At 49.1% G+C, this 19,201-nt stretch carries 15 protein-coding genes and 4 tRNA genes; 10 read left to right on the top strand and 9 right to left on the bottom strand.

The annotated features are described in order from the left end of the window. A partial coding sequence (locus F566_RS36250) for a transposase domain-containing protein (RefSeq protein WP_020405116.1) occupies positions 1-203 on the bottom strand: 203 nt, incomplete at its 3' end. 712 nt (positions 204-915) lie between these two features. Between F566_RS36250 and gspN the strand changes: the two genes are divergently transcribed. The 3 genes from gspN to gspD all read left to right on the top strand — a co-directional run bounded on the left by gspN (position 916) and on the right by gspD (position 4,565). Further along, on the top strand, positions 916-1,671 hold the full coding sequence (gene gspN, locus F566_RS0108915; RefSeq protein WP_157496713.1) for a type II secretion system protein N: 756 nt from the start codon (positions 916-918) through the stop codon (positions 1,669-1,671). A gap of 4 nt (positions 1,672-1,675) precedes the next feature. Further along, positions 1,676-2,518 carry a type II secretion system protein N gene (locus tag F566_RS0108910; protein ID WP_020406641.1) on the top strand — a complete coding sequence of 281 codons (843 nt, stop codon included), beginning with the start codon at positions 1,676-1,678 and terminating at the stop codon, positions 2,516-2,518. A 109-nt stretch (positions 2,519-2,627) separates the two neighbouring features. Further along, positions 2,628-4,565 (top strand): type II secretion system secretin GspD, encoded by a 1,938-nt coding sequence (gene gspD, locus F566_RS0108905; protein WP_157496712.1) that lies wholly within the window; start codon positions 2,628-2,630, stop codon positions 4,563-4,565. A 79-nt stretch (positions 4,566-4,644) separates the two neighbouring features. Here the strand turns inward: gspD and F566_RS0108900 are convergent, their stop codons facing one another. From F566_RS0108900 to purE, 6 genes are all read right to left on the bottom strand, one after another. Then, entirely contained in the window at positions 4,645-6,618 is a 1,974-nt protein-coding gene (locus F566_RS0108900) for a M48 family metallopeptidase (RefSeq protein WP_020406639.1), read from the bottom strand. 93 nt (positions 6,619-6,711) lie between these two features. Then, positions 6,712-7,305 carry a LemA family protein gene (locus F566_RS0108895; RefSeq protein WP_020406638.1) on the bottom strand — a complete coding sequence of 198 codons (594 nt, stop codon included), beginning with the start codon at positions 7,303-7,305 and terminating at the stop codon, positions 6,712-6,714. Between the two features lie 33 nt (positions 7,306-7,338). Next, positions 7,339-9,342 (bottom strand): putative bifunctional diguanylate cyclase/phosphodiesterase, encoded by a 2,004-nt coding sequence (locus F566_RS0108890; protein ID WP_020406637.1) that lies wholly within the window; start codon positions 9,340-9,342, stop codon positions 7,339-7,341. A gap of 312 nt (positions 9,343-9,654) precedes the next feature. Beyond that, the gene (gene sodB, locus F566_RS0108885) at positions 9,655-10,233 is read right to left on the bottom strand and encodes a superoxide dismutase [Fe] (RefSeq protein WP_020406636.1); all 579 of its coding nucleotides are present in this window, start codon (positions 10,231-10,233) and stop codon (positions 9,655-9,657) included. A 394-nt stretch (positions 10,234-10,627) separates the two neighbouring features. After that, positions 10,628-11,800, bottom strand: a complete 1,173-nt coding sequence (locus tag F566_RS0108880) for a 5-(carboxyamino)imidazole ribonucleotide synthase (RefSeq protein WP_020406634.1) — start codon at positions 11,798-11,800, stop codon at positions 10,628-10,630. Positions 11,801-11,836: 36 nt separating this feature from the next. Continuing rightward, positions 11,837-12,328 (bottom strand): 5-(carboxyamino)imidazole ribonucleotide mutase, encoded by a 492-nt coding sequence (purE, locus tag F566_RS0108875; RefSeq protein WP_020406633.1) that lies wholly within the window; start codon positions 12,326-12,328, stop codon positions 11,837-11,839. 383 nt (positions 12,329-12,711) lie between these two features. On the opposite strand from purE, the gene F566_RS0108870 reads away from it, so the two are divergent. Then, positions 12,712-13,659: a hypothetical protein gene (locus F566_RS0108870; protein ID WP_020406632.1), complete on the top strand. Its 948-nt coding sequence runs from the start codon at positions 12,712-12,714 to the stop codon at positions 13,657-13,659. Between the two features lie 50 nt (positions 13,660-13,709). On the opposite strand, the gene F566_RS0108865 is transcribed toward F566_RS0108870, so the two are convergent. After that, positions 13,710-14,267 (bottom strand): hypothetical protein, encoded by a 558-nt coding sequence (locus F566_RS0108865; protein ID WP_020406631.1) that lies wholly within the window; start codon positions 14,265-14,267, stop codon positions 13,710-13,712. A 339-nt stretch (positions 14,268-14,606) separates the two neighbouring features. On the opposite strand from F566_RS0108865, the gene F566_RS0108860 reads away from it, so the two are divergent. From F566_RS0108860 to F566_RS0108840, 5 genes are all read left to right on the top strand, one after another. After that, positions 14,607-14,939: a hypothetical protein gene (locus tag F566_RS0108860; RefSeq protein WP_020406630.1), complete on the top strand. Its 333-nt coding sequence runs from the start codon at positions 14,607-14,609 to the stop codon at positions 14,937-14,939. A 97-nt stretch (positions 14,940-15,036) separates the two neighbouring features. Next, a tRNA-Val gene (locus F566_RS0108855) sits at positions 15,037-15,112 on the top strand. A gap of 42 nt (positions 15,113-15,154) precedes the next feature. After that, positions 15,155-15,231: transfer RNA gene (locus F566_RS0108850), tRNA-Asp, on the top strand. Between the two features lie 30 nt (positions 15,232-15,261). Then, positions 15,262-15,337: transfer RNA gene (locus F566_RS0108845), tRNA-Val, on the top strand. 42 nt (positions 15,338-15,379) lie between these two features. Next, positions 15,380-15,456: transfer RNA gene (locus F566_RS0108840), tRNA-Asp, on the top strand. A 357-nt stretch (positions 15,457-15,813) separates the two neighbouring features. On the opposite strand, the gene F566_RS0108830 is transcribed toward F566_RS0108840, so the two are convergent. Further along, positions 15,814-16,842: an AraC family transcriptional regulator gene (locus F566_RS0108830; protein ID WP_020406629.1), complete on the bottom strand. Its 1,029-nt coding sequence runs from the start codon at positions 16,840-16,842 to the stop codon at positions 15,814-15,816. Between the two features lie 273 nt (positions 16,843-17,115). Between F566_RS0108830 and F566_RS0108825 the strand changes: the two genes are divergently transcribed. Then, the gene (locus tag F566_RS0108825) at positions 17,116-19,158 is read left to right on the top strand and encodes an NADPH-dependent 2,4-dienoyl-CoA reductase (protein ID WP_020406628.1); all 2,043 of its coding nucleotides are present in this window, start codon (positions 17,116-17,118) and stop codon (positions 19,156-19,158) included. The last annotated feature ends 43 nt before the right edge of the window (positions 19,159-19,201 follow it).

Genomic DNA, 19,201 nt, shown 5'->3' with positions numbered 1-19,201 from the left:
ACGGGTTCATCCCGAAACATTGCCATCCCCAAGACAAGCCAAAGTACTTGGTCTGATGGTAGTCGGCGCCTTCTAATCGTCGCGGAGGCACTCAAACGCAGTGCAGATTCAACCCATTCGACGGGGATGTTTTGAGTAAATGAGCTGAGGTCTGAGAAGTTAAAGAGGTCGCTGAGGTCGAGCAGGTCTTGCTGAAAATCCATAAAAAATCCGATGATGTTTCCATCATTGGATTTTCTATTAAGCCCTGCGCTAACTCAAACACTTAAGTGAACAGCATTGCCGGTTTACCGGGGTTTTTTTTTAGCCATACCTGCAAAGGATTAGCAGTATAGGCAATTTGATATTGGTTTAGTGGCTGATAGTCACAAAAAGGGTTGGGATAGTATGATATCGTGCCCGGCTCATTTGTGCTGTTCAGGTGTCTGGTAATTTGTGATAAATGATATTGTCTGGCATCTGGCAGTTTCTGGTGCCTGACAAGCTAAAGTATTAACGAACGTTAACGCCGAATTTTTGGGTTGGTCTTGCTATAGTGCCGGTAATTGATTAGAAAGTTCGGCTACTGACAAAATTGTCAAACGAAGGGGATTTTGTTGGTTTTTGAGTGACATATCGCCACTTTTCTTACCAAAGAACTAAGTCCGGGGTAAAAAGAACTAAGCCCGGGGTAAAGTGGCAGAAGTGCATGATCCTGAGTATGAAATAAGAACCTCAGGAACAGGTCGGACTCTTAGGTAACAATAATGCTGACTGACGACAACCCTAGGTGGCGTTAGTCCTGGGTGGCGACAATATAATGCCGGTAGGCGGGAAATCCGGAGGCTTGATGAGTCCCGCTTCGGTGTCCGGCAGGAATAAGAAAGTAAACGGAAGTAAGAGTATTTCGAAGATGCGGTATTTAAAGGGCTGGAAGTGATACTGAAATCCGTAGCAATGTTTGTAATTGCCGGCCTGAGCTATTTTATTGCCCTGGTATTGTACATGCCTGTGAGTTTTGCCTGGGGGTATGTCCAGGAATGGCTTCCGCTGCAACAGCTACCCGTCAAGGTACAACAGACTAATGGCACTCTATGGGATGGCGAGGCGCTATTAAGCAGCCGTCAGCTCAGTGGGGTGATCGACTGGCAACTGGCTCCCCAGAGTCTGATCACTTCTGATTCATTGGTTAATATTGATTTCAGGTCAGACCGCATCAGTCTGACATCACAGGGAGCGTTAAGAAATTTCGAACAGGCAGAGCTCGATGCAAATCTGGAGCTAGACCTGGCAGCGCTGAATCCTTTGTTACGCCAGCATCGCTTAAATCTCAGCGGTGTGCTCACAATCCAGCGTTTGTCGACGGTGGTGGATCTGAATACAGGCAAGCCCCTGGAGCTTAAGGGGCAGGGCCGATGGGAGGGTGGCTCTGTCAGCTATCCCATGGGCAGAGAGGTACAGTCGACTGTAATGCCGCCGTTGGTTGGACAGATTACCCAGGTCGGCCAGGATATCTCTCTGGAAGTTACGGAAGAAGAATCGGGTAAAGCGGTGATGCAGGCTCAAATGGGGCCTGATGGTGTGGCGAAGATACAGATCCGCCGTCGGTTGCTGGATTTAGCTGGAGCACCCTGGAGTGGAAGTTCCGGACCGGATGATGTTGTGTTCAGAATCCAGCAAAAGGTGATTTAGACCCATGCAATCGTCTACTATTGCCAAACTTGCCTGGTGGGTAGGAATTCTGTTGGTTGCTGCGGTAGCCTGGCAGGCTGCAAAATTGACCTGGTTATTCTGGGAGGGAGCGCCACAGGCGATTGTGTTACCTTCCGGGGCGGTCAAAGGGAGTACGTCTGACGGCTTGAGTGCGCCGGGAAATTACTTGTCCTGGAATCTGTTTGGTAAAGCCAAAATCAAACAGGCAGATAAAGCCACTTTGAAACAGGTGGATGCTCCTGAGACAAAACTTAGGCTGGACCTTTATGGAGTTGTCGTTGGCCTGACGGACAATCAGTCCGGAGCCATTATTGCGGAGCGCGGTCGTAACGCGGAGTATTACCGGATTGACGATGACTTGCCGGGTAATGCAAAACTGGCCGCGGTCTATCATGACCATATACTCCTCAGTCGGTCGGGAGCTCTGGAGAAGCTGACCTTTGAGGAAGGGGCAACCTACGCTGCTTCCAATATCGAGGAGGTTTCAAGCCCGGCTCAGAGTGGTGGGGTAGACACTCCTGAGGAGTTTATGAGTGTAGCTCAGCAAAGGTTAACTGAAGATCCAAGGGCGGCACTGGCATCTGTAGGGTTGAGTCCAATCAATTCAGATGAAGGTCCCTCGGGGTACGTTTATAACGGAAACAATCCGATGCTGGGTGCTATGAGCATGCAGAAGGGTGATGTGATTCGTTCTGTAAACGGCCATGTTTTGGGTAACATAGAAGAAGACAGTCAGAGGCTACAGGAGCTCTATGAGAGCGGTATGCTGGAAGTAGAGATAGAGCGTGATGGCGCTGTATTCACCATCAACTATCCTTTACGCTGATGGATTCTGATTTACAAAAGTTGTTCGGGGTAAATGGAAACAGGCCATTAGAGTCTGATAATTGGCCCTTAAATTTGCGGATACCAACTGATCATAAAAATTTATGGATATGAAAACGATAAAAACCTCTGTTTTGGCTCTGTTGTTGTCATGCTTTCTGATAGGAGGGGCATGGGCTGAAGATCAAACCTGGAAGGTCAACCTCAAGGATGCGGATATCCGCGCATTTATCACCCAGATTGCTGATATTACCGGCTATAGTTTCGTGGTCGATCCCCGGGTTAAGGGGAAAGTCACCGTTGTTTCCAATGCGCCGATGTCTCAGGACGAAATCTATGAAATGTTTCTATCGGTGCTGAACGTTCATGGGTTTGCCGCCATTCCGTCTGAAGGTGTGATCAAGATTGTTCAGCAGAATGAAGCCAAGCAGACGGCGGAAAACCTGAAAATGTTCAAGTCTGTTCCCAAGGAGCAACTGGTTACCCGCGTTATTCAGGTAAAAAATGCCAATGCACTGGAGTTGGTTCCCATTCTGCGTCCTATGGTGGCTAAATATGGACACCTGGCGGGAGTGGCCGCAGCTAATGCTCTGATTATCAGTGATCATGTGAACAACATTCAGCGCATTGAAAGAATTGTCGGAGAGCTGGACAGTCCTTCCAACTATGAGCTTGAAGTTGTGCAACTGAAAGAAGCCTGGGTTGGTGACATGGTGAAGCTGCTTGAAGAGCTGGCACCGGCTGAGCTTGGTAAAGGCCCGACCAAAGCGGCCAATAAGTTCAGTGTTGTTGCTGATGAGCGTAGCAATCGTCTGATTCTTAAAGGTGATGAAAACTTCCGCGATAAAATGCGTGAACTGATCTCAAAGCTTGATCAGCCTGCAGCGATTACCGGTACGACGAAAGTTATCAATCTGCGCCACGCGGATGCCGAAAAGCTGGCAGAACTGCTCAAGGGGTTGATGGGCGATATTGCTCCAGCCAAAGGTGGTGGAGAGGGTGCAGCGGCGCCGGGGTCAGGCAAGGTCAGTATCTATCCTGATGAAGGACTTAATGCACTGGTGGTGAGGGCTGAGCCTTCGGTAATGAAAGAAATCGAGGCTGTCATTCAGCAGTTGGATATTCGCCGTGCCCAGGTGTTGATTGAGGCGGCAATTGTAGAGATAAGTGATGGTCTGAGCCGTCAGTTGGGTGTTCAGTTGGCTGCTGGTGATATTAGTGGTGAATCAGGACCTGCGGGTCTCACCAACTTTACCAATGTTGGTATCTCTGCCTCGGCCGTATTGAGCGCGATTGCCTCACAGACAACAGATATCGCGCTTGGTGATATTGCTGCCATTGGTGTTGGTGAGCAGAATGAGGGGGGGGCTCAGTGGGCTGCATTGATCCAGGCCCTTGGGACCAGTGGTCAGGCCAACCTGTTGTCCACTCCGTCAATTATCACTATGGATAACCAGCAATCAGAAATTATTGTGGGCCAGAACGTACCGTTCCGTACCGGTGAGACGGCAACAGGGACTGATGGTACAACGAATCCATTTACGACCATTGAGCGTCAGGACGTAGGTCTGACTCTAAGGGTGACTCCTTCTATCAGTGACGGAGATCTGGTTCGACTTGAGATTGAGCAGGAATCCTCTTCGATTGCGCCATCCAATGAGAATGCGTCAGACCTGATTACCAATAAACGTCAGATTAAAACCTCTGTACTTGCTGATAACTCAGAAACCATAGTTCTGGGTGGTTTGATCAGTGAGAACTATCGTACCAGTGAAGCGAAGGTGCCTCTGTTGGGGGATATTCCTTTACTAGGGGTTCTTTTCAGAAGTAATTCCAGGACCAAAGACAAGCAAAACCTCCTGGTCTTCCTGCGTCCAACCATTCTGCGTGACAAAGAGCAAGCAGCTCGAGTCAGTCAGGATAAATTCAACGCCCTGTGGGAGCTGAATCTGGGGATCAAAAGGAAGTCAGAGGGCGAAGACCATGCTGCTGAAATGGTCAAGCCGGATATCAATGAGCTGTACCAGAACAATAGACTGGAGCAGTGATCGGCAAGACATAAAAAAACCGAGCCTTGTGCTCGGTTTTTTTATGTCTGAATGCTTTTGCAGTCAGCGTCTGTGCAATTTATTTAACACCAGGAATCACTGGTGGCATAGGGCAATCAAGCAACTCAATTACTAATCGGAGTAGTTGATATTCCTTGAGTGTGACTGTTTGGTCGTGCATGACGGCTTCAGCACAGGCATCAATGATTGTAGGCTTCAGTAGAGGGCTCATGTTGCTGACTCGACGGATGGACTGGCTCAGTAGGGTTGACGAAATAGAGGGCTGGTAGCTGAGCTTCGTCAGTAGGGGGTAATAGAGTGTTGTGATCTCATTGAAAAGGGATTCTGGCCCCCTTGAGACTTGTTGATTACCGGATCCTTTAGTGCCGAGAAAGCAGAACATAGAAAGTATTACGGATAGTTCTGTTGCCAGAATGTCCGGCTTGTTTACGGTTTTTTCTGGTGGTTTGGTCAGGAGATGTTTGGCGGCAAATGAGAGAATAACGAACTCCGTAAAAGTCGTTTTATTATCTGCAGCAACCAATTCTTTGAGTGTTTGGGTGATGTGTTGTCTCACTTGGCTGTTACATGACTTGAGGACTGAGGTCGCGACTTCAAGCAGTGTCATCATGGCCTCAGGTGGGAGTTGTTTTAGTCTATTCCAGCTTTCGATGTAGTCAGGGTGCGAGAGAATGCTCTGACCATCAGAACTTTTCAGCTCCGTCTGCGTTGATGCCATTAAGCTGGTTTCTTTTAATACCAGTCCGTAAAGCAGTAGTTCACAGTGGGTGGGTTGATGAAGGGTGTCACCGAAGATCCGATCCAGTTCTCCCAGAATGTGGGTAGCCCAGCGTTGGCTATCCTCGGGGACAGATCCGGCGAGTTCATGCAGCGCGGAAGGAGGTTTTTGTTTTGCTGTCGGAGGTGGTGCCTGTGTGGTTTTCGTGCTGGCAAAGCCGCTGATGCCTGCTGATATAGGTGATTCATCTTTTTGCCCGGCTTCTGGCGCCAATTTTCCGGTGTTGTAGCGAGACCGCATGCGACTCATGAGTTTAGGGTCGATGGCGTCAATTCGCTGATTGATAGGGGGGTGAGAGGCAAACCAGCTATTTAGCTTAAGTGATTCTCCAAAACACATATGATTAACCTCCTGGGCTTTGGAGGTTGCAGTGAGGTAAGAATTTTGATTGGTGTAACCGATTTTAAACAAGGCTGCACCTATTCCATCGGGGTTGCGTGTAAACTGCACAGAGGATGAGTCAGCCAGTAATTCACGCTGCCTTGAGATTGCAGCTTGTATCATCCTCCCAAAAAAGAGCCCGGTATATCCAACAACAAAAAGTACCGCTCCGGCTCCTACAAGAGCTGCGGTGGAGCGGGCGTCATTGCCTCGTCGGCTGCCGACGCGAAAGCCCGTACGTGAAGAGTGAAAGGCACTGCGGAACAGAAAGCTGCCAATAGCGCCGATGAGTAAAATCCCGGCGAGGACAGAGACAATCTGTATGTTCAGTCGGGTGTCTGCGTTATGGATGTGACTGAATTCGTGGCCAATGATGCCCTGAAGCTCATCTCTGGTCAGTTGCTCCAGCGCGCCCTGTGTTACCGTCAGCGACATATCTTCAAGCCGGTACCCGGCTACGAATGCGTTAATTCCCTGCTCACTATGAAGGATAAATAGTCGGGGCATGGGCACCCCTGAAGCGATGCTCATTTCCTCGGTAATATTGATCAGCCTGCGTTCCCCTGGTAACCGGGTTTCTGGTGAGACAGGGGATGCTCCGAGTAACCGTGCGAGACTTTCTCCTCCCTTGTTCAGTTGGATTAATCTCCACAGGGTGCCGGCACCTACAGTCAGTACAACGCCTCCCGATATCCACCAGAACGGTTCCTGAAACCAAGCTTGGATGGATATGAGGTTATTGATCCACAGTCGGGTCACCCAATAAGCAGCGAAGTTTATAATGACCGTCATGGAGGTGAGTGCCAGTGCAAAATACAGGAGTAGCCAGTAAGTATTGCGACGGGCTTTGTCTTGCTTCTCAAAAAAGTCCATAGATCTAATTGCATGTGATGTGGTTCGGCATCATTCGGTGAATAGTCAGAAAGCCAGCGAATGATGCCTGAAGGGAATGACCTGGTTTAAAGTTTAGTTAAAGCTGACTTTAACGGCTTTTTTAACCTCCGCGGATTCAACCTCAAACATTTCGGTTTCCTTGAATCCGAAGAACCCGGAGATAAAGTTGTTTGGAAATTGTTCCCTGTAAGTGTGATAGTGCATCACGGCATCGTTATAGGCCTGACGGGAAAAACCGACTTTGTTTTCAGTGCTGGTCAGCTCTTCCATCAACTGTTGCATGGTGTCGTTAGCCTTGAGATCCGGGTAGTTTTCGGATACGGCGTAAAAGTTGGCAAGCGCTTTATTTAAAAGGCCTTCAGCCTGGGAGAGTTGCTTGATCTTGCCGCCGTCATCCGGCTGTTGGGCTGCGGCCTGTGTGGCGGTCACTGCCTGATTGCGTGCCTGCATGACTTGCTCAAGGGTTTCTTTCTCGTGTTTCATGTAGGCTTTGGCGGACTCGACCAGATTGGGGATGAGGTCGTGCCGTCTTTGCAGTTGCACATCAATTTGCGCAAAGGCGTTTTTGAAGCGGTTTTTGAGAGAAACCAGTTTGTTGTATATGGCAATCAGGTAGATCACCAATACGACTATCACACCTATTCCGATCATGGTCGAAATGCTCATGTTTACTCCTTTCTAGACTATTGAATCTGGTTCTTAAGCTTCGGCAGCGCTGGCAATGGTTTGGCAGTATTTCTGGAATTCATCAGCTGGAATAGGGCGGCTATAGAAGAAGCCTTGCACCAGATGGCAGCCATCATGCTTCAGAAATCGTTCCTGCTCCTCGGTTTCTACACCTTCGGCGATGACCTCCAGCCGTAAGCTTCGGCCAAGCTGGATAATGGCATGCACAATCTGTGTGTCATCTTCATCCTGTAGCAGATCCCGGACAAACTGCTTATCGATCTTGATTTTGTAAATAGGCAACTGTTTCAGATAGCTCAGGGAAGAGTAACCAGTACCGAAATCATCTACGGCGCATTTAACCCCATATTCCTTTAATTGCCGGAGTGTGGCAATGGCATCGCCCAGATTTTCCATGAAGCTCGTTTCAGTGATTTCAAACTCGATATTGCTGGTTGTCAACTGATGGGATTCCAGAATGGAGAGCACTTTGGGGACGAAATTCTTTTGTCTGAGTTGCTGGGGAGACAGGTTGACGGCGACTTTAATGTTCAGTCCCTGAGTACTCCACTCGCGAATTTGGCGGCAGGTTTCATTGAGTACCCATTCACCGATCTCCACGATGGATTCATTGGCTTCTGCCAGAGGAATAAACTGGTCCGGTGGAATAAATCCTTTCTCCGGATGCTGCCAGCGAATCAGTGCTTCTGCGCCGACAACTGTGCGATTGGTGAGATCGATCTGGGGTTGGTAGACCACAAAAAACTGTTTTTCCTGGACTGCTCGGGCGAGATCTTTTTCCAGGCGCTTGCGATCACGAATTTCACTGTCGACACTGGCTACATAAAACTGAAAATGATTCTGGCTCTGAGATTTTGCGAGCATCATGGTCTGCTCGGCTTTCTGCATGATTCGTTCGGCATCTCCGGCATCCTCGGGGTAAAGGGTAATCCCGATAGTTGTTGAGGTGGGAATCAAGGTGCCGTCATTTTCGAAAGGCCTGCTTAATTCATGCAGCAGGGTTTCTGCAAAGCTGGCCACACGGTAGTTGCTGGTAACATTAAACAGAATCAGGGCAAACTGATCTCCGCCGAGGCGGCAGACGGTGTGAACTCCTTCTCTCTGAGACAGCAGTCTCTCTGCGTAGGACTGCAGCAACTTATCACCCTGGGCGTAGCCAATCTGTTCATTAATCGATTTGAAGTCATCGATCCCGATACAGAATATTGCGAGTTTCTGATTGCTCATGTCTGCTTCGTCGATGGCGGAAGCGACATAGTTTGTGAACAGCAGGCGATTAGGTAATCCGGTCAAAGAATCGTATTGGGATAATTTGAGAACTCTTGCCTCTGCAGCATGGCGCTGTTTCTGGTGCTCCTCAATCGATTTGAGGAGAGAGTTTGCTGAACTCACCCAAAGTCCGAGTTCGTCTTTCTCATGTGACTCGGGAGTGGGGATTGACTGAAGGCCGGGTTCTGCCGGATTGATTCTCAAAAGCGCTGAAATAATGTTTTTCAGCGGTCGTGTCAGCAGGTAGTGATAGACCAGGTAAAGTACTATCGCCAGAACCAGTGCCCGCAACAGTCCGGTGACAAAGATTGAAATTGACCGCTCAAGGAATAACTCTGAGGAGTAGGCGGTGTCGAGAACGACAGCGAGGTCTCCATAGTAGGTTGGCTGAGGGGTCGGTCGATACAGGGAAATTTTGTATTGGCGAGCCTCGCCGAATACGAAGTCGGTAAACCAGCGATAATCAGCCTTCAGCAAGGGTTTGGATTTCTCTGCCAGTACCAGATTGTTGGGGTGAGATATGATTGCGTGGCGGACTGAGCGTTTTTCAAACAGCCCTTCAAGAACCTGGGCTGCCAGATCCGGATCAATATTATAAACGGCCTGAGTGGCGGGATCTCTGACAACAGCCAGCATTTGCCGGGCATCATCATCCATTTCATCGGAGGTTCTGACTGCTTCAAAAACTATCTGCCCGGCGCTGAGGATAAAGCCAACAATGAGTGCGGTGATAAGCACTCGGTTCATGAGTTGAGTCGATAGACTCTGGTGCCAGGGTAGCTGGGGCGAATTGTCCATATTTGTGTATGAGTTGAATACCTTTCGGGGAACAGGGAAGCCTCGTTAAAGACTTTGCTCTTAACGAATTAAGTGTAGTGTCTGACCGTTGAAACCCCAAATAATCTGCCGTTCATTCCACATCTTTCCATATTCTATCCTGTCCTGGCTTACTATCTTGATTATTGATGCGCCAATTTGCTCGTATTGCAAAAAAAAAACCGGAGTTGAGGCTCCGGTTTTTCAATTCTAAGGCTGTCGATTAGCCTGGGGTTTTAACGATTAGCCCAGATTTTTGGCGACGAAGTCCCAGTTAACCAGGTTCCAGAATGCGTCCATGTAGGCAGGACGAGCATTGCGGTAGTCAATGTAGTAGGCGTGCTCCCACAGATCGACAGTTAGCAGGGCTGTTTTGCCTTCAGTCATAGGAGTGCCAGCATTGCTGGTATTCGTGATCTCCAGAGAGCCGTCAGCATTCTTCACCAACCAGGTCCAGCTTGAACCAAAGTTGTTGATGGCTTTGTCTGTAAACTGCTTCTTGAATTCGTCAAAAGAGCCGAAAGCTGAGTTGATTGCGTCAGCAACAGCGCCAGTAGGAGCGCCACCACCATTGGGGCTCAGGCAGTGCCAGTAGAAAGTGTGGTTCCAGATCTGGGCTGCGTTATTGAATACAGGGCCACTGGAAGACTTGATGATGTCTTCCAGGCTTTTGCCTTCGAATTCAGTTCCTGGTACCAGGCCGTTCAACTTATCGACATAAGTTTTGTGGTGTTTGCCGTAATGGTACTCAAGAGTCTCTTCTGAAATGTGAGGGGCAAGTGCATTTTTTGCGTAAGGGAGTTCTGGAAGTTCAAAAGCCATGGTGTTCTCCATTTTTCAATGTGTTGATCCCAACTCTGTCTCATGTTCCGAACGATCATGAATGAGTAATTGTGGGCATTTTTCCCCGGCTTTTCCCTGTTGGGGTGCCGGTATAATTATGACGTCTGGTGCTGGATGGCCAAGTATTCTGCCGATGCGTTGATGTATACACGCAAAGCTATTGTTACGCGAAACCAAGGCCACGCCAGCGTCGGGACAGGGATGTCCTGTGCCCGCAAGCCCCGAGAGGTTGATCTCTTCCTCAAGATCAAAATCATAGCATGCCTTGATATATGGGGACTATCCCGAAAAATTCAAAGTTTTCAATGGCATTAATAAAAAATAAGTATCGTTGACTGGTGCAGAATTCGTGACAGGAAATAGCTAATTCTGTCTAGGAATTCTGCTCCGGTGACCAGGCAAAAGGTGCGTGTTCCGGTACAAAGGGCAGGCAGCGCTCAATTTTGTCCTTTAGCTCAGCGTAACTTTCCGCATTGACATTTATATGACCAACTTTGCGACCTTTGCGCTCAGATTTTCCGTATAAATGCAGGTGAGTGTCACGTAGTTTCAAGATCTGAGCTGCGTCCACAGTTCTGCCAATCAGGTTGATCATGCCGCTGACACGGTGTGGGTCTGTATCTCCGAGTGGGAGTCCCAGGATCGCTCGTAAGTGGTTTTCGAACTGCCCGGTATGGGCGCCATCCATTGACCAGTGGCCGGAGTTGTGGACTCGTGGTGCCATTTCGTTGGCCAGCAAACCTTCCGGTGTCTCGAAGAGTTCAAGCGACAGGACGCCCACATACTCAAGATGGTCCATCAATTTATGGAGGTATTCGGTAGCCGTGTCCTGGGTTTGCTGAGAAACCTTTGGTGCTGGGGCGATGGTGTATCGCAGTATGCCTTCATGATGAATATTTTCCACCAATGGGTAAGCAATAAATTCGCCCTGAGTGTTACGGGCTGCGATCAGGGAGACTTCTCTTGAGAAATGCACGAAGGATTCTGCAATCAGTCTGGGGTGGCCGATGGCTTCCCAGGCGGCTTGAGCTTCATTGGGAGATCTCAGGACTGCCTGACCTTTGCCGTCATATCCTTCGGTAACAGACTTGGCAACCACCGGTGTACCAAGCTCCTCGGCTGCTTTTTCCAGTTCTTCTGCACTGGCCACAATCCGGTATTCAGGAGTGGGAATGCTTAATTGCCGGAACAGGCCTTTTTCGTGCTCTCGGTTTTGGCATACTCGAAGCGCTTCAACACCTGGGTAAAGTGGTTTTTTCGATGCAATGTTATTTGCCAGATCCAATGGCAGGTGCTCGAATTCGTAGGTAACCACATCCACTGAGTCAAGGAACCGATCCAGCTCTTCCTGAGTGTTCTTGGGATCTGAATAAATCTTACCAACACCGGCTGAGGGGGCGCCGGAGGTGTCATACAGTGAAAACTCCAGTCCCAGAGGCAATCCTGCCAAAGCCATCATGCGGCCGAGCTGGCCAGCTCCCAGTACACCAACCCTGGTTGGACGGGGCTGTTCGGATGAAGGAATTTTCGTAGATGGATTGGTCATAGGTACGGCACGCCTGAATGACTGATAGAGGATAGTTTAGGACTGTTTTGGATCGGGTTCACTGAGAATTCTGTCAGTTTGTTGCTGACGGAAAGTCTTGATGGCTTCTCTGACAGTGAGGTCATTGGTTCCCAGTATCTGGGCTGCCAGGAGACCAGCGTTTGCAGCGCCTGCTGTACCGATGGCAAGGGTGCCGACTGCAATGCCGGCTGGCATCTGTACGATAGACAGCAGGGAGTCGAGGCCCTTGAGTGCCTTGGATTGCACAGGGACTCCAAGTACGGGAAGTGCGGTTTGCGACGCTACCATGCCAGGCAGGTGCGCAGCGCCGCCAGCGCCTGCAATAATGACCTTCAGACCTCTGTCTTCGGCAGTCTTGGCATACTCGAACAACTTGTCAGGTGTGCGGTGGGCAGATACGACCTGAGTTTCATAGGCAACTCCCAGGTTGTCCAGCATTTGAGCCGCGTGCTCCATGGTGGGCCAATCAGATTTGGACCCCATGATGATCCCAACTAAAGGCTGCATGATTTCTCCTCAATCGACGCCAGCTGCGATGAACACTATATTCTTCAGTGAATCAGATGAATTCGGTGCTGTGTGCAATTAGGCCATAAATTTATGAAAAAAAAAGAGGCGCATAGTTTAGTGAGTCGTATCAGGTGATGCAAACCTCTTGAAACTCCTGGAATCAATCATAGCGCCAGTTTGGTAAAAATAGGTGTCTCTGGGCGACAGATTGTCCGATTCCGCACAGAGGTTGCTCTGAAAAGTCAGGCCATGCCCTGTCTGGAAAGTATGGGCTTTATCTTAGTCCGGAAAATCGGAATAATATTCAAAATTCAATTTGTTATTGGCCTGAACCCGTGAAGTTGTCGGCAACCGGGGAGAGGCTGGGTGAGAGAGGAACTATGGACACCATTAAGCCGGAAAAAGATGAAGTAGACCGGTTTCATTCCCAGCGGCGGTCAACTAAAACGCCGCCGAACGATGAGAAAGGCAGCGAAACTCCCACTGCTGTACCTGCAAAGGCGAGTGGTGGTAACACAGTCAGTCTCACGAAATCAGCTCAGTTTGCATTGGTGTTTGTGTTTCTGATGGTCGTGATATTGGCCGGAATCGGCTTTTGGCAGGTGAATTCCCAGCAAAACACGATCCAGACTCTGGAGCAACAGCTTGAGCAGGCAAGACAATACATCTCTCAAAGTAAGTTGATCACCGCCAGATTGGAGGGGCAGATCAATCAGACAGATGCCACCATGGCGCAGAGTGGTAATGAAATGGCGCGAGAGCTGAAATTTCTTGATTCGGAGATGCGTAAACTATGGGATGTTTCCAACAAAAGAAATAAACAGTGGATTGAGGAGAATCAGCAGGCGCTTAAGACTTTGCAGTCGAACCTGAAAGCCAATGTGGATCGCACTCAGGGGCTAGCTGGTGAAGTAACCGGCCTTATCGCATTGAATGAATCTCACGGCCAGAGTATTAGCAAGCAGGATGAGGCGATTGCTAAATTGGCCGACAGCAGCAAAGCTTCCTTGAACCAGTTAACTGAAACCACCAAGGAAATTCAGGCGCAGCAGGTTTTGCTGGAAGGGCAGTTGGGGCAGAGGATTAATAAGCTGGAGGAAAATCTATCCTCGCAAACGCAGACTCTGGCGAGAATAGAGCGTGATGTGACGAAGCTTAGTCAGAATGACTACGAAAATCGTCTAAAGTTGCTCGAAGAAAATATGAGTGGTCTGGATAAAACCCGTAATCAGCTGGTTCAGCGTTTTGTCGAGCTGGATCGTCGTATCAATGAAATGACATTGGAAATCCGGTCTCTAAAGTCTCCGCAATCCGCTGGCACGCAATAATTACGCTTTCTGATCTCATTGCCGACTAAATAGAGAAGAGCGCCAGGACCTTAAGGTCTTGGCGTTGTATTGTAGACTTGGTTGTCAAAGTTTGGTGGGCGAAAGTCCGGCACTATCTGCACTTCGACCAATTGTCCGAACAGAATTGCTGCAGCAATTGACGTTTCCAGGCGAGCGATTTTATTTGGGTCATATAGCGACGCATCTTTATCCGCCTGCGCTGCCTGCTGATTCTGATTATATTCGGGGCCGCCAGCGGCGGGAGGGGCAAACAGTCCTGCAACGAATATATCGGCCAGTTCCGGATTGTTCAGTATCGCCATTGTAATTGATTCCATTGTGCTCCTGTTGGCGATCTCCTGGTCAGGAATGAAGTTGATCAGAGCTTCTGAAAAAGTGATGTCCAGGCCATCCCCGTTTTCAAATATCATTTCAATACTGGCTTCTACCGGTGAAAAGTCCGGTGCAAGAGAGTCGGGCACGTCGAGAGGGTCTTCGGCAAAACTGAACAGAGAGACTGTCAGCGCCAAAGTTGGAGCTATTAGGCTGCGGGTGCAGGAGACAGGTGCACCTTTCCTGATGTGTTTGGCTTTGTTAAGCAGTGTCATAGACACCTCCAGATAAGACTTCCTGGTCCGCACCGGCAATCCGCTACTACTTGAATCAATGGAGGCTCAGGCGACTCACTGTGTCGTTTATCTTCATTTATTGTTATGGATACTTTCTTATAACCGGGCCTGAAGGGCCGGTTCTTTCTTCTTATAGAATAAGTGTAACAATTAATCGGTATATTTCAGTGATGCAATTAGAAGTTTTTGACGCTTTTTTAGTCGGAAACGGTATAGGTGGAGGGTGGATGTTCTGGCCCTTCGTGGCATTATATTGAGCTGTCTTTTGAATGGCTTTGTTGGCTCAGTCAATAGAAATGGAATTTGGACGGAGGAATCATGAGTGTATCAAATGTCATTAACCAGCAGTTTGATCGAACCGCTCTGTTTGTGGACTCGTTGCGGACAAGATACGCCAAGGCCTACACCAAAGCGCTGAGTTCAGGAAAAGAAACTCTTAAGGAAGCAGGGGAGTTTACATCCAGTATTGAGCCGAGAGTGAAAGGGTTTGCCGCCGCGCATTGGCAACAGGCTCAAACCTTTATGGTTGACCTGAACCGTAACCTGGCGGAAAAGTCTATTCCTGAAGACAGGCGCTGCCAGATAGTTAACCACCGTCTTGAATGTAAGGCGAGGGAAGCGGCTAAGGATAATAAAGCGCCTGATTTGTAACTACTTTGCAACCCCAATTATCCATCGGATAAAAAATGAAATCAGTGTTTGACAGGCAGCGATAAATCATTAAAATGCGCATCTCCATTTGAGACGTGGGTGGTTAGCTCAGCTGGGAGAGCATCGCCCTTACAAGGCGAGGGTCGCAGGTTCGATCCCTGCACCACCCACCACTTCTCTAAGTGCTTTATGTAATTAGAAAAATGGAAATTGTTGGAGCGGTAGTTCAGTTGGTTAGAATACCGGCCTGTCACGCCGGGGGTCGCGGGTTCGAGTCCCGTCCGCTCCGCCAACTTCTCTCTTGATGGATCCAGTTTCGACTGGGTGGTTAGCTCAGCTGGGAGAGCATCGCCCTTACAAGGCGAGGGTCGCAGGTTCGATCCCTGCACCACCCACCACTTCTCTAAGTGCTTTATGTAATTAGAAAAATGGAAATTGTTGGAGCGGTAGTTCAGTTGGTTAGAATACCGGCCTGTCACGCCGGGGGTCGCGGGTTCGAGTCCCGTCCGCTCCGCCAACTCTTCCTTAAGGCAGTATCTTATCACTTCTTTTTAGATTGAAGCTGCTTCCAAATCTCATGCTTTTGATCACTCCGATTCTTATATTCTCATTGTTTTTTATGACGTTTGCGTGTCTGTTGGTCTGATTTTTCTGTCCGCTGTCTTCTTCTTGCTTATTTGTAAGCGATTTCTTTTAGGGTGTGTCATAAGTTTGTCATTCTCATACCGTAGTTTAGAAGGAATAATCTGCTTTCGAGGATTCAATAATGCAGGACTATATTGATGAGCTGGTCGAGCTCAATTGGGTAGAGTTTGATGATGACGAGGATTTGGATGACGGCGAAGAGTGGTAGCCCCTTAGACTCGATCGCGACTTATTTCTCTTCTGAGTTTTTGTGTAATTCCCTGAAAGGCTTGGGGTTTGAGTTAAACCATCGCTTAAAGGCGCGGTGAAACGCTGCGGGTGATGAATAACCAAGCAAGAAACCTATCTCACCTATTGAGAGGTCCGTTGCTGTCAAATAGCGTGCGGCGATACTCTTCCTCGTATTATCAACTACTTCGCTGAATTTGAGGCCTTCTTTATTGAGTCGTCTCTGTAATGACCAGGGTGTCAGACCCAACTGTCCGGCGATATCCTCCAGTTGTATTTCCTTTTTCTGCAGTAGTGGTGTGACGATTTGTCGCACGCGTTCTTCAAAAGGTTGTGCGCCGAGCAAGGCTGAAAGCTCGCGGTTACAGAGCTCAACAGCGTCCTGATGGGATGCTGTGTGCGCATAATGAGAGGGTTTGGTTAGCGCTTCTTCCTTGAATATCAGTGCGTTCCTTGGTTGCTCGAATTTGACCGGGCATTGAAAGAAGCTCTGGTATTCGGACGCGTAGGGCGGTGCGGGAAACTCCACCTGCACCTCTTGTATAAGGCTGCCTGATTCAGTAATCCATCCAGCCAGTTGATGCCAGCTGGCTAATATGCAATCAACCACGAAATAGTTGAAATCATTGTATGGGCTGATGGAGTAGAACTGCGCAATACCGCATCCATGCTCGATATAAAACCGACTGATGCCGCGCTTGTTTTCGCTACTCAGTCGCTCATAGTGAATCCAGAGTCTCAAGGCGGTTTCCAGATTGGCCGATGTCATGCTGGCGTGACCCGTTAGCCCCAGATGGGAAATTGTGATGCATGATCCCATTCTCAAACCCAGCTCGGGTAGTGTGAATTGTTGTATCAAGGCATGTCCCAGTCGCATGAATCTGGGAATACTGATTCGGGCTTTAGGAGTAGCCAGAAACTCTCTGGTAATCCCGAACTGCTGCATTGTTTCCTCAGGGTTAAATCCATGATCAAGCACCGCTCTGGACATGAGTTCGACATAATTAACCGAGATATCTCCTAGCTGCATGCGAGTATTTTGCCTCGTTTCTTGAGTGATTTGGTGTATTTTGAGGGTAAAAAAATGTTATTTGAAGACATTGTTAGATTAAGCGCATCATACTAATTTAGAGTCTTCATAAAAAGCAAAGGAGTCTCCGAAAAACGTCAGCATGACTATAATCGCTAGAAGGCGATTTTTCGGAGGTTTCATGATAAATGGGTGGGATTGCTGCCCTAAAAAAGAAAGTCAATTCAATAACAGTCTGTGAATCTGTTATATGTGTGATGAGAGGAGAAATTCATGTCGTCATCAGCACCTGGTCTTGCCAAGTATCCCAATTTGCTTTCCCCGCTGGATTTAGGGTTTACCACTCTGCGTAACCGGACTTTGATGGGGTCCATGCATACCGGATTGGAAGAGTCGCCGAATGGATTTAACCGGTTGGCGGCGTTCTATGCCGAGAGGGCTCGTGGAGGTGTGGGCTTGATTGTGACCGGAGGTATTGCGCCGAACCCTGAAGGTGCGGTGGCAAAAGGGGCGGCCAAAATGGATTCTCCTGAAGATGCTGAGCATCACAAAGTTATCACTCAGGCGGTGCACGAAGCTGGTGGTAAGATTTGTATGCAAATTCTGCACGCGGGCCGCTATGCCTACAATCCAAAACTGGTGGCTCCTTCTCCGGTGCAGGCGCCTATCAACATGTTTACCCCCCATGAACTCAGTACTGAAGAAGTTGATGAGCAGATCGACGCATACGCCAATTGTGCCAGGCTGGCCCAGGAAGCAGGCTATGATGGTGTGGAAATTATGGGGTCTGAAGGATACTTCATTAACCAGTTTATCGTCAGTCACACCAATAAGCGTACGGATAAGTGGGGCGGCAGTTACGAAAACCGTATTCAGATGCCGCTTGAGGTGGTTCGCCGTGTGCGTGCGGCGGTTGGTTCCGATTTCATTATCGTTTACCGCTTGTCCATGCTGGATTTGATTGAAGATGGCAGTACCTGGGAAGAAGTGGTCATGCTGGCAAAAGAGATTGAGAAAGCCGGCGCCACGATTATCAATACAGGTATTGGATGGCATGAAGCCAGGGTGCCAACCATTGCAACCATGGTGCCTCGGGCCGCATTTACCAAAGTCACCGCGAAACTGAAGAAAGAAGTGTCAATTCCCCTCGTGACGACCAACCGTATCAACATGCCGTCAGTGGCCGAGAAGGTTCTGGCTGATGGTGATGCGGATATGATTTCCATGGCTCGTCCATTCCTGGCGGATGCTGATTTTGTCGAAAAAGCGGCCCAGGATCTGGAGGGGGAAATCAATACCTGTATTGCCTGTAATCAGGCATGTCTTGATCACACTTTCCAGATGAAGCTGACTTCTTGTCTGGTGAATCCGCGTGCCTGCCATGAAACCGAGCTGGTGTATGTCAAAACCGCCGCGCCGAAAAAGGTGGCGGTCGTGGGCGCCGGGCCGGCAGGTCTGGCTGCGTCAACGGTCGCGGCTGAGCGCGGGCACCAAGTGACTTTGTTTGATGGGGCTGACAAAATTGGCGGTCAGTTTAATGTGGCGAAGCTGATTCCAGGCAAAGAAGAGTTCTATGAGACCTTGCGTTACTTCGACAATATGCTGAAGAAGCATAAGGTCGACGTGCGACTGAATACACGTGTGTCAGCTGAAGACTTAAAGGCGTTCGATGAAGTTATACTGGCGACGGGTGTCACTCCCCGTGTGCCGGATATTGAAGGGGTGGATCATCCGAAAGTGATCGGCTACCTGGATGCCTTGTTGCAGAGAAAGCCGGTTGGCCAGAAAGTGGCAGTGGTCGGCGCCGGTGGTATTGGCTTCGATGTGTCTGAATTTATCACGCATGAAGGAAAGTCTCCGAGCCTGGATGTGGATGCTTTCATGCGTGAATGGGGCGTGGATCTCTCTGTCGAACATCGCGGTGGTGTTAAAGGGGTGGAGGCCGAGGCGGTTGAAACGCCCAGAGAAGTCTTCCTGTTGCAGCGTAAAACTTCCAAGGTTGGAAAGAATCTTGGTAAGACGACTGGCTGGATTCATCGGACTTCTCTGAAGCACCGTCAGGTGAAAATGCTGTCTGGCTGTGAGTACGTGAAAATTGATGATGAAGGTTTTCATGTGAATGTGAATGGTGAAGCCAAATGTTTGCCTGTGGATACTGTCATCATCTGTGCCGGTCAGGATCCGTTGCGTGACCTGTATCAGCCCTTGGTGGATGCGGGCGTATCGGCGCATTTGATCGGTGGCGCGGATGTGGCCGCTGAGCTTGATGCCAAGCGGGCTATAAATCAGGGTAGTCGTCTGGCCGCTGAGATTTGATCAGCTCCGTTTGATGCCTGCCGGGGGCAATCTTTGGTTTTAT

This window comes from Hahella ganghwensis DSM 17046 (assembly GCF_000376785.1).
Taxonomy (GTDB): domain Bacteria; phylum Pseudomonadota; class Gammaproteobacteria; order Pseudomonadales; family Oleiphilaceae; genus Hahella; species Hahella ganghwensis.
Note: the sequence above shows the minus strand (reverse complement) of the source record. Positions and strands in the feature narration are given on the sequence as shown.